Genomic DNA, 5,473 nt, shown 5'->3' with positions numbered 1-5,473 from the left:
CGCGAATGCGGGGGCTGCAATCGCGGTGGACAGGACGGCGGCGGCGGTCAAGAGTTTCAAGTTCATTCATTTCTCCATCGTAGTGACGCCAGGCCAACGGCTGACGAGGGAAGACGTTTCCAGGTTTCATCCTGTTCCGCTTCAAACGGATGTGAGGTTCCTGTTCCGAAGGCGGAACGGGCTCCATCAATATTTTTTGCGGATAGCTGTCCCGGGCAAAAATTTAATGTTTTGGTTGCTTGACATATATTCCTTTTAAGCTACATTCCTAGTCATCTCATCCTAGCTTGAGGGAGCGTTACCTGGGACGCTTTGGAACGTGGGGGTGGGAGCGGCGCCTGAGGGCGGGGGCTAACGTGGCTCACGTTCGCGGGAGTACTTGGGTATCCGTCCGGCCCCATACTCGGGGTCTGCCACCGAAGCTGGCTGGACGGGGACAGGCAGCGGCGCGAAATCGCCGTGCGCCAAGTCCCCGGAAGCGCGGACCAGGGCTACTACGCCGCGACGGAACGTCGAGAGGCGTTGCCGTGTGCCTCTGATTGTCGGCGATCCGGCAATCAAGCCGCGGCTGTTACCAAGGTGCGCCTTTCGGCGTTCCGCCTCCCTCTATTCTCTTCGGGGGAGGTTCACTGAACCCACCATTCACGCGAAGGGATTTGCGGGCGGCGATGACGCTTGCCCGACCCCTGGGACCTTTTTGCATGTTGCCAGGCCGCGGAATCGGATTAGCGTATTCGATCACATCGGGAGGCGGCCATGAACGATGAGAAATCAATCGCGGAGCGACTGACCGAGGCCATCGGCAAGGCCGCCAGCTCGGTAAAGAACGCCGTAAGCCATGTCGTCGATTCGGCATCGGACGCCGCCCAGCATGCCATGGAGTCCAACGCGGAAAAGTTAGCCAGGATACCGCCTGCCAGGGCCGATCCCGAGCAGGTTGCGGGGCCGGCGAACGAGCAGCATTACATCCCGCAGGGCAGCGACGCGGCGGCGATGCCGATGCCGCTGATTGCGGCGGTTCGCGTGCTGGAGAAAAAGCCGGCGCCGAAAAAGGCGGCCGCGGCAAAGGCCGGAAAAGCGATCGCCGGAAAAGCCGCCAACAAGGCCGCAGGGGAAACGGCCAAGCGCTCGCCCAGGAAATCGGCGTCATCCGCCGGCAAGAAAAGCGCCGGGAAGAACAAGAAGGCCGTCAAAAAGACCGGCAGGAAGGCGAAGCGCCGGTAGTCCGAACGCCGCCCAGATCAGCTATACTCTTTCCAACAAAATTCATCACTGCGGCCGGCCAACCGCCGCAGCCATAGGGAGGATGCCATGCGGAGGCGAAAATGGTCGCGGCGCGACGTGCTCAAGGCGTCGACAGCACTGGCCGCGGGCGCGCTGTTCGCCGAGCCGCTCAAGGCCGCCCCTCCCCCGCCGACCGCGGTCACGCCGGCCCTGATCGAAGCCGCGCGCAAGGAAGGCAAGGTTTCGTTCTACTCGGCGCTGGAACTCAACGTCGCGGAGCGGCTCGGCAAGACGTTTGAGGCGAAATATCCGGGCATTGCGGTGCGCGTCGAACGCTCCGGCGCGGAACGGATCTTTCAGCGCATCGCGCAGGAGCAGGCGAGCAACATCAACGCGGTCGATGTCGCCAACTCGACGGATCCAGCGCATTATCTCGACTGGAAACAGAAAGGCTGGCTGGCGCCCTATCTGCCCGAGGACGTCGCGAGGCACTTCCCGGCGGACCAGGTCGACGCCGACGGCATGTATGCGACTTCGTGCGCCTGGCTGGAGGCGATCGGTTACAACACCAACCTCGTAAAGCGCGAAGACGCGCCGAAGAGCTACGCCGATCTGCTCGATCCGAAATGGCTGGGCAAGATCGTCAAGGGCCATCCCGGCTACAGCGGCGCGATCCTGACCGCGACCTTCGTGCTGACGCGCGATCTCGGCTGGTCCTATCTGGAAAAACTCGCGCAGCAAAAGGTGCTGCAGGTGCAATCAGCGGCCGACCCGCCGAAAAAGATCCTGCTCGGCGAGCGCGCTATCATGGCCGACGGCAACGACTACAACCTGGTGCTGCTCAAGGACGACGGCAAGCCGGTGCAGGCGGTGTACGCCACCGAAGGCTCGCCGCTGATCATCGTTCCCTCGGGCGTGTTCCGCAACGCGCCCAATCCCAACGCCGCGCGGCTGTTCCAGAATTTCTTTTTCAGCGCCGAGACGCAGCAATTGCTGGTCGACACTTTTGCCCATCGCTCATTCCATGCCCTGGTCAAGGAGAAGGCGGGCCACGTGCCGCTATCGGAAATCAAGTTGCTCAAGGCCGACCCCGCAGAGGTGCTGGCGCAGAGCGAAGCGATCAAGGCGCGCTACACCAAGCTTTTCGGGGTGTGATCGATTAAAAATGGGAAGAAGAAAATGAACGACGGGATCAACAATCCGCCGCCGAAAGCTATCGAGATGGGCACCGCCGCCAGCGATTTCCACAACCTGCACGAACTGGTCGCCAAAGCCCGCGCCAACCTCAACCAGAATGCCTGGGACTACATCGTCGGCGGCACCGAGACCGAAACCACCTTGCGGCGCAACCGCATGGCGCTCGACGAGATCGCCTTCCGGCCGCGGGTGCTGCGCGATGTCAGCAAAGTCGACGCATCCGTCGAGGTGATGGGCCACAAACTGCGCCTGCCGGTGATGCTGGCGCCGGTCGGTGCGCTCGAGTCATTCGATCCCGGGGCCGGCGGCGCCGTCGTGCGCGGAGCAGGTAGCTTCGGCGCAGCCCACATGCTGAGTTCGGTGTCCGAGCCCGGGCTGGAGAAGGTCGCCGAGGCGGCGCCGGACGCGTTGCGCATCTATCAACTCTATGTCCGCGGCGACGATGCCTTCGTCGAGGATCGCATCGAGCGCGCCATCGGCAACGGCTATGCCGCCTTCTGCCTTACGGTGGATACCGCGCATTACAGCCGGCGCGAGCGCGATCTCGCCAAGCGTTACGTCCGCGCCAACCGCCGCGACGTCAGCGGCCGGGAATTCCAGATGGCGCTGGACTGGCGCACCGTCAAACGCATCAAGGACAAGTACAAGATCCCGCTGGCGATCAAGGGCATCGCCACCGCGGAAGACGCTGGTATCGCCGTCGATCACGGGGTCGAGTGGATCTACGTGTCCAATCATGGCGGACGCCAGCTCGACCACGGCCGCGGCGCGATGCATGTGCTGCCCGAGATCGCCGCCACCGTCGCCGGCCGCGCGAAGATCATGGTCGACGGCTCGTTCTGCCGCGGCACCGACATCGTCAAGGCGATCGCCGCAGGCGCCGATCTGGTCGGCCTCGGCCGCCTGCAATGCTGGGCGCTCGCGGCAGGCGGCGAAGCCGGCATCGTGCGGATGCTGGAGCTGCTCGAGGACGAGGTGCAGCGTTGCATGGGGCTGCTCGGCGTCAACACCTTCGCCGAACTCGACAGAAGCTATTTGCACGCGGCGATGCCGACGAATGCGCCCGACGTTTTCAGCGCATTCCCGCTGCTGCAGATCGAGCCGTATCGGTATTGAGCGGGCCTAGTCAGCCGCACACCTGAACGGGCTGCCTGCGCCAACCATGCGTGGTGTGCACGCGCCGCTGAACCACATAGCAATCGCCGTTGTCATAGTAGGAGTCGCTGGTGGCGTAGGGATCGTAGCCGTAGGGATAGCCGTAGTAGCCATCATCGTACCCGTAAAGGCCGTAGCCCAATCCAAGCCCACCGAATGCCAATCCACGCCCGAAGCCGCGGCCATGAAAGCCACCGCCGTGAAAACCACCGCCATGGAATCCACCGGCGAGACCACCACCATGGAACCCGCCGCCGCCAAAGCCGCCACCATGAAATCCGCCACCGCCAAACCCGCCGCCACCGTGGCCACCGCCTCCGCCGCCGCCACGAGCGAACGCCATCGTCGGCGCAACCAGGCCAACCGATGCGGCTGCCAGTAACGCGATCATCGTCTTGCGCAACATAACTATTTTCCTTCGTCAGAGAGCGCTCCCAGCTCGCTACTTTTTGCAGGTAGAAATGGTTCTTGATGATCGCTAGCGGGCTTGACGAATTCGTCGCTCAACTCTCCGCGACCGTTTGCTTAAATTTAGATTTAGTGAGCAAGTTGTCAGCAGCGGAACGATTGCAAAGCTTCGCTGCCTCGATATGAGTACAGGACTGCTAAACCTAACGCCGACACGCCATCATCCTGAGAGATGTGAATGTTTACGTCATTGCGAGCCAACGGGTCCGGCTTCGCCGGCCCGATGACAGGCTCCGCGAAGCAATCAAGAGGGCCACAAGGACTGGATTGCTTTGTCGCCTCCCTCATCGCAATGACAACAAGAACGCCCTCATCCTGAGGAGCCGCGCTCTTGCGCGGCGTCTCGAAGGATGGACGCAGACGCCTGTGGCCCATCCTTCGAGGCTCGCCCAAGAGGGCGAGCACCTCAGGATGACGGCGGCGGTGTGGTCGGCACGGATCGTTCGGCAAGATGGCACATGCCGGGCGTGCCGCGACACAGGAGAACCGGTTGACCGAATGGCTCGGGGTACTGCTCGCACTCGTCTCAAGCTGCCTCGGCGGGACCGCGGCGGCGGTTACCCGTTATCTGGTCGGCAATGCCGACCCGATCACGCTTGCCATCCTGCGCTGGGGAATTGGTTTTCTCTGCCTGCTGCCGGTAGCCCTGCTGCTGCGGGTGCGATGGCCGCCGCGCAGCGACTGGCTTGCCGTGGCCGCGCTTGGGGTGTGTTTCTTCGGATTGTTTTTCGTGCTCTACAACATCGCGGTGAGTTTCACGACAGCAGCCCGCGCCAGCCTCGCGCTGTCGACGCTGCCGTTGCAGACCATGGTGGTCGGCGCCCTGCTCGGCATCGAGCCGCTGACGAAGCGCAAGACGGTAGGCGTCGGCATCGCGGTGCTCGGCGTCGCTGCCGCGCTGGTGTCCGGCCTGTCGGCCGCTCCATCAGGAGCTTGGCGCGGCGAGTTGATCATGGTCGCTGCCGTACTGTGCATGTCGTTCTACAACGTCTGGTCCCGTCCTTTCATTCAGCGCTCCAGCGCGCTCGGCTTCCTCACCGTCGGCATGGGCGCCGGCGCCGCCGCACTCATCCTGGTCGGCGTGCTGACCGGCCGCGTCGAAGTCCTGAGTAGCTTCGGCGCCCCGCAATGGATCGCCGGCATCTATCTCGGCGTCGGCGGCGGCGCGCTCGCCTTCATCCTGTGGGTGCTGGCGCTGGAGCGCGCGACGCCAACCCGCGTCGCCAACACCATGACCGTCAACCCGATCACGGCCGGACTGCTCGCAACCCAACTGGTCGGCGAGCCGATCACGGCGAATCTGGTCCTGGGACTGGTCGCGGTGTTTGCCGGGATATGGGTTGCGACGACGGAGGGCCGGAGGACTTAGATGAGTGAGAATTTCGTAGGCCATCCTTTTGTAAGGCAACTTCGAAGATTGCTTCCACCA

Annotated in this window: 6 protein-coding genes; 5 read left to right on the top strand and 1 reads right to left on the bottom strand. The window is 63.2% G+C overall.

Features of this window, described 5'->3' with window-relative positions; all coding sequences use genetic code 11:
- The 4 genes from VGP39_RS02390 to VGP39_RS02375 form a co-directional block, all read left to right on the top strand.
- On the top strand, window positions 1-259 hold a 259-nt coding region (locus tag VGP39_RS02390), incomplete at its 5' end, for a hypothetical protein (protein WP_327566509.1).
- A gap of 497 nt (window positions 260-756) precedes the next feature.
- On the top strand, window positions 757-1,224 hold the full coding sequence (locus tag VGP39_RS02385) for a hypothetical protein (protein ID WP_327566508.1): 468 nt from the start codon (window positions 757-759) through the stop codon (window positions 1,222-1,224).
- A gap of 87 nt (window positions 1,225-1,311) precedes the next feature.
- Window positions 1,312-2,379 carry an extracellular solute-binding protein gene (locus VGP39_RS02380; RefSeq protein ID WP_327566507.1) on the top strand — a complete coding sequence of 356 codons (1,068 nt, stop codon included), beginning with the start codon at window positions 1,312-1,314 and terminating at the stop codon, window positions 2,377-2,379.
- Window positions 2,380-2,445: 66 nt separating this feature from the next.
- Window positions 2,446-3,537 carry an alpha-hydroxy acid oxidase gene (locus tag VGP39_RS02375; protein WP_414644543.1) on the top strand — a complete coding sequence of 364 codons (1,092 nt, stop codon included), beginning with the start codon at window positions 2,446-2,448 and terminating at the stop codon, window positions 3,535-3,537.
- 10 nt (window positions 3,538-3,547) lie between these two features.
- Here VGP39_RS02375 and VGP39_RS02370 read toward each other — a convergent pair whose 3' ends face one another.
- Window positions 3,548-3,982: a hypothetical protein gene (locus tag VGP39_RS02370; protein ID WP_327566505.1), complete on the bottom strand. Its 435-nt coding sequence runs from the start codon at window positions 3,980-3,982 to the stop codon at window positions 3,548-3,550.
- A gap of 552 nt (window positions 3,983-4,534) precedes the next feature.
- Here VGP39_RS02370 and VGP39_RS02365 point away from each other — a divergent pair.
- Window positions 4,535-5,413, top strand: coding sequence for a DMT family transporter (locus tag VGP39_RS02365; RefSeq protein ID WP_327566504.1), 879 nt, complete (start codon window positions 4,535-4,537; stop codon window positions 5,411-5,413).
- The last annotated feature ends 60 nt before the right edge of the window (window positions 5,414-5,473 follow it).

It is taken from the genome of Bradyrhizobium sp. (assembly GCF_036009065.1).
Classification (GTDB): domain Bacteria; phylum Pseudomonadota; class Alphaproteobacteria; order Rhizobiales; family Xanthobacteraceae; genus Bradyrhizobium.
Note: the sequence above shows the minus strand (reverse complement) of the source record. Positions and strands in the feature narration are given on the sequence as shown.

What these genes read in the sequence shown, in the direction of transcription:
- VGP39_RS02375 (WP_414644543.1), top strand. Translation starts at nt 2,446, where the DNA reads ATGGGCACCGCCGCCAGCGATTTCCACAACCTGCACGAACTGGTCGCC.
- VGP39_RS02370 (WP_327566505.1), bottom strand. Translation starts at nt 3,982, where the DNA reads ATGTTGCGCAAGACGATGATCGCGTTACTGGCAGCCGCATCGGTTGGC.
- VGP39_RS02385 (WP_327566508.1), top strand. Translation starts at nt 757, where the DNA reads ATGAACGATGAGAAATCAATCGCGGAGCGACTGACCGAGGCCATCGGC.
- VGP39_RS02380 (WP_327566507.1), top strand. Translation starts at nt 1,312, where the DNA reads ATGCGGAGGCGAAAATGGTCGCGGCGCGACGTGCTCAAGGCGTCGACA.